We start from the raw sequence: 5,274 nt of genomic DNA, 5'->3' as shown, positions 1-5,274 counted from the left end.
CTCCTTCGTCACATGTCGAAAATCGTCTCAAGCTATACGACCCTGACGGCAACATTTATTATTAAACAAGCTCTTAGAATTCAGAAACGGTCATGGGCATGAGAAGCATCAGTAAGTCGGAGTCGGCACCTTGTTCTGCGGGAACAAACACACCGGGACGGCTCGGATCTGATAGCTTAAGGAGGACATTCTCGGTAGAAATCGTATTGATAATCTCAATGAGATACGGTGCGCTGAAACCGATTACCATATCATTGCCGGTAAAGTCGCAGGGCACTTCCTCACGGGCAGAAGTACAGAAGTTGTTGTCGGTAGCCTTCATTGTCAGCTTATCGGCATTGATGCGGAATTTCACCAGACCGTGGCCCTGGTCAACGAATACAGCCACACGGCGTATGGCAGTAAGGAACTGCTGGCGGTCGAGTGTTACAACGTAAGGATTGTTCTGAGGTATCACACGGTTGTAATCCGGGAAGTTACCCTTGATGAAACGGCAGTTGAAGCGATATGAAGGGCTCTCGAAGGTAACACTCTTAGGCTCTACGGTAATCTTGATTGCCTCTTCTTTGGCAAACACATTCTTGATTACAGTGGCAGGCTTTACAGGCAGGATAAACGAGCCTTCCTGTCCGGGCTCTGACATATTGTTGCGATAGCGCACGAGCTTGCGTGTATCGGTGGATACAAAGACTATTCCGTCGGGCTTGATATCCCACAGTATACCCATCATCTGCGGACGCAAATCATCGTTGCCTACAGCAAACAGGGTATTGTCGATACCCTTGAGCACCTGCTCTGTAGGACACACAAACGAGAAGTTGGCATCGGAAGCCTCGCTATCGGCCTCGTTGGAGGGATATTCCGATCCGTTGAGAGCAATAAAGCTGTAATTGCCGGTAGCATAAGTCAGCTCTACGGAAAGGTTCTGATCATTGATATTGAATTCCAGACCCTGGTCGGGCATCTCCTTTAGGAGGTCGACCAGACGGCGTGCGTCGACACAGAAACGGCCTTCGCCCTCGGCATCCATTACTTCCATATGGGCGACAAGAGTATTTTCGAGGTCGGAAGCTGTGACAGTAAGAGTGTTGTCGGATAATTCGAAGAGGAAATTATTGAGAATAGTCAATGCATTCTTCGAGTTAATCACCTTGCTGACGGCTGACACATATGTGTAGAGTGTCTTGCTGGAAACATTAAATTTCATGAGGCGGTATTTAGAGCTTGTTGATTTTATATTCAGTTGTAATAGTATAGAAATATTGTGGTTAAATTAACCAACCTACAAAGATACACCTTTTCCGGCATAAATCCATATCTGCCGGTCAGTTTTATCATATGTGGCGGTCACGCCGGAACGATGCCGGGACAAAGCAATCCGACCGGTCTGTCCCGGCAGTTCACAGCGGTAGTGTGTGTAATCATAGTAAGATGATATTTACTTTGGTTCTGCCACAAAGGTACGTCGGGACCTGTGCGACAAATCAGTACTGCCGTGTTAAATAATATTAACCAAAAATAAGACTGCATACCGCTCCTATCCTACCGCTGTCATCCCGCTACCGGCGACAACCACACCCCAAATACTCCATTAACATTATTTACATATCAACGACCGAATATTAAACCGATTGCTTTGGGCTATTTTCAAAAAATAGCTGTAACTTAGAGAATCAGTTCTATAAAAGGAAAGTATACAGCTATGAAGGATCTCGACCAGTTTCTCAACCGCATAGATCTGCCCCGCATAAGGCCCGCATCAGGAGCCCTTCTTGTGGCCGAGCCTTTTTTACGCGAAAGCTATTTCAACCATGCGGTAATATACCTTGTAGATTACGGCGACGGAGAGTCATCAATGGGGATTGTCATGAACAAGACTACCAATTATCTGCTGTCGGACCTTCTCAACAATGTGACTCGCCGCGAGCCTGTGCCGGTATATTGCGGGGGCCCTCTTTCGGGCGACAGGCTCTACTTCATACATCGGCTGGGCGACATAATCCCCGGAGCCAAGCATATCGCCGACGGAATGTATATCGGCGGCGACTTCGACTGCATGATAGACTATGTCAACGCAGGATATCCGCTGGAGGGGTTCGTGAGGTTCTGCCTTGGCTACAGCGGCTGGGACGTAGGGCAGCTTGACGACGAGCTGAAAAATAATGTGTGGGCCGTAGCCAGCATAAAGGATGCAAATACAATACTCCAGGGCTCGGAAGACGGATACTGGCATGGACAGGTACGCACAATGGGCGCAAAATACCGCGGGTGGCTCTATCATCCCCAATATCCATCGCTCAACTAAGACCCCGTTCCCCAATATTTGTTAACGCTTGACCGCCCCAGCGTTAACAAATATTGGGGAACGGGGTCTAAGAGCTCTCACCCTCAACAACACCACATATACATCGCGCCCCTGCACAGACAATCTGTGCAGGGGCGCGATGTATATGTGATTAATTCCCTAAAGGAATCAGGCAGTCACAGAGACGTTTTTCTTCTCACAGCTCTTTACCGCACGGGAAAGGGCCATATTGGCAAGTGCCCAGAAAGCGATATCGAGAATTATCAGAAGGGTGATGTTCAGATGGTTGGCAAGACATATATTAGCCACCGAGAAGAACAGTGCTACTCCAACAATTGTAACCATAGCCCTGCGCGAAGGCATGCCTAACGAAAGGAGCTTGTGATGGATATGGGTACGGTCGGGAAGGAAGGGATTGTTGCCCTTGCGCACACGACCGATAAACACCCTCACGACATCGAAGCAAGGTACTATCAGCGGAGACACGGCGACAACGAAAGAGTTGCAGTAGAAACCTCCGAGATTAAGAGTAGGAGCAGTAAACAGATGCAGACTCAGGAATGAGAGCAGGAGTCCGACTGTGAGGGAGCCGGCATCGCCCATAAATATCTTTTTGCGCTTTGCGGGATTGCCGAAGACGTTGTAATAGAAGAATGGCACAAGCACTCCGAGAGATGCGAACGAAAGCATGGAATATACATACTGGCCCAGCAGATAGAATGTGACGCCGTAGATAATAAAGCCTGTCATTGCCAGACCCGAGGCTAAACCGTCGATACCGTCAATAAGGTTAAGAGCATTGCATACGAATACGATATACAACACTGTCAGAGGCCAGCCAAGCCACGAAGGAATGGAATCTATCCATAAAAATCCGTGGAAGGAGTTAATCCAGAAGCCGCCCATAATGATAAATACGGCACAGAGTATCTGAGCCACAAACTTGGCACGATAGCGCACTCCGACAAGGTCATCACCTACTCCGACAATATACATGAGGAATAGCGAGCAGAATCCCATCGAGAGGGGAAGAGTCTGCGCCTCTACCAGCGACATAAGCCTTGAATCGCCGACAAGCATGGTAATGCCAAGCAGGAGCGATACGGTAAAACATATCACAGGCGTGAATGCGATGCCTCCGAGTCGAGGCACAATACCTTTGTGAATCTTGCGTTCATCAGGCATATCGAAAAGTTCCTTCCTGAAAGCGACAAGCAAAATCTGCGGGATAAATATACCCGCAAACATCACGCAGAGTACAAATACGACGAAATTACATAGTAACCAGAAATTCATAACATTAGTGTGTAGTATTATTAATTAGTAAAGTTGGAATCTATATTAACTTTTTACTATGGGGTGAAACATCAATTAAAAAAATCATCGGCCGATACCATGATATATAAAGCCCTCCGATTCGACTTCGGAACGGTCATATATGTTACGGCCATCGACAATCAACGGATTTGCCATAACACGGCGCAATACAGGCCACGATGGCATACGGAACTGCTTCCATTCGGTAAGCAATAGCAGAGCGCCGGCTCCAAGAGCGGCGTCATACATATCGGACGCATACTCAATACGCCCGCTACCCGGGAGAGAAGCGCCATCTCCCAGACGGCGGCTGCATTCAGTCATAGCTACCGGATCATACACACGGACTACAGCTCCTGCAGCGACAAGACTTTCAATCACCACAAGAGACGGAGCTTCGCGCATATCGTCGGTCTCAGGCTTAAAAGCAAGCCCCCATACAGCAATCGTCATTCCGGTCAACTCCGGGCCGAGCGCAGAACAGAGCTTCTCAAACACGACTTTTTTCTGAGCCTCATTTGTAGCCTCGACAGCCTCGACCACACGCATCACGCATCCGTTTTCACGCGCCGTGCGAGCAAGAGCCTTTACATCTTTCGGGAAGCACGATCCTCCGTAGCCACAGCCGGAGTACAAAAACTTACCACCGATGCGGGCGTCGGTACCGATACCTTTGCGCACCATATTGACATCTGCGCCCACGCGGTCGCACAAATTGGCAATATCGTTCATAAAGGATATACGGGTAGCAAGCATCGCATTGGCCGCATATTTTGTCATCTCGGCCGAGGGAATATCCATGAAGTAGACACGGAAATTATTGGTCAGGAATGGACGGTAGAGTTTTGTCATAACAGCCTTGGCCCGCTCACTCTCCACCCCGACCACCACTCTGTCGGGCGACATGAAATCCTTGATAGCCGCACCCTCTTTAAGAAACTCAGGGTTGCTTGCCACCTCAAAATCGATATCGACACCACGTTCAGCAAGCTGAGCGGCAATCTCTGCCTTTATCTTTGCGGCAGTACCCACCGGCACAGTCGATTTGGTGACAAGCAGAGTATATCGGTTGATGTGGCGTCCGAATGTACGTGCGACTTCAAGAACGTAGCTCAAGTCGGCGCCGCCATCCTCGTCAGGAGGAGTACCGACAGCAGAAAACACCACCTCTACATTGTCGAGACATTCGGCAAGCGAGGTGACGAAATGCAGGCGTCCAGCCTCTACATTCCGACACACAAGTTCCTTGAGCCCGGGCTCGTAGATTGGTATCTCACCGGCATTAAGGCGCGCAATTTTTTCTGTATCTATGTCGACACATGTCACATCAACCCCCATCTCGGAAAAACACGCTCCCGAGACAAGGCCGACATAACCTGTTCCGACTATCGCTATATTCATTACAATAATTGTATATTCAAATCCTACAGCACAAATCCTCCGAGGGAGTCATTTGAATTCAATCTCATGAAATATCATCTGAATCCTATACATAAGCCAAATCCAAAAGACTCACTAAAATACGAGCCGGAAATGCACGAAAAACGGCATCACGACCCATGTCAGAGATGTAACGAGGGCAAATTTACTAATTATGACGCATTTGAGCAAATTTTAAAGAATTGTATTGCGCAATTTCAAACGACTCTATT

General features: G+C 48.3%; 5 protein-coding genes. 2 read left to right on the top strand and 3 right to left on the bottom strand.

The window, feature by feature from the left end; all coding sequences use genetic code 11:
- Positions 1–73 precede the first annotated feature (73 nt).
- On the bottom strand, positions 74–1,207 hold the full coding sequence (gene dnaN, locus K2I50_RS06245) for a DNA polymerase III subunit beta (protein ID WP_301025346.1): 1,134 nt from the start codon (positions 1,205–1,207) through the stop codon (positions 74–76).
- 495 nt (positions 1,208–1,702) lie between these two features.
- Here dnaN and K2I50_RS06240 point away from each other — a divergent pair, with 495 nt between their 5' ends.
- The gene (locus K2I50_RS06240; RefSeq protein WP_301025345.1) at positions 1,703–2,305 is read left to right on the top strand and encodes a YqgE/AlgH family protein; all 603 of its coding nucleotides are present in this window, start codon (positions 1,703–1,705) and stop codon (positions 2,303–2,305) included.
- A 168-nt stretch (positions 2,306–2,473) separates the two neighbouring features.
- Here K2I50_RS06240 and K2I50_RS06235 read toward each other — a convergent pair whose 3' ends face one another.
- Positions 2,474–3,601 (bottom strand): MraY family glycosyltransferase, encoded by a 1,128-nt coding sequence (locus K2I50_RS06235; RefSeq protein ID WP_301025343.1) that lies wholly within the window; start codon positions 3,599–3,601, stop codon positions 2,474–2,476.
- An 84-nt stretch (positions 3,602–3,685) separates the two neighbouring features.
- Positions 3,686–5,023: a UDP-glucose dehydrogenase family protein gene (locus tag K2I50_RS06230; protein ID WP_301025342.1), complete on the bottom strand. Its 1,338-nt coding sequence runs from the start codon at positions 5,021–5,023 to the stop codon at positions 3,686–3,688.
- A gap of 66 nt (positions 5,024–5,089) precedes the next feature.
- Between K2I50_RS06230 and K2I50_RS06225 the strand changes: the two genes are divergently transcribed.
- On the top strand, positions 5,090–5,274 hold a 185-nt coding region (locus K2I50_RS06225), incomplete at its 3' end, for a hypothetical protein (RefSeq protein WP_301025340.1).

This window comes from Muribaculum sp. (assembly GCF_029051885.1).
Taxonomy (GTDB): Bacteria; Bacteroidota; Bacteroidia; order Bacteroidales; family Muribaculaceae; genus Muribaculum.
This window is presented reverse-complemented; position numbering and strand designations above follow the sequence as displayed.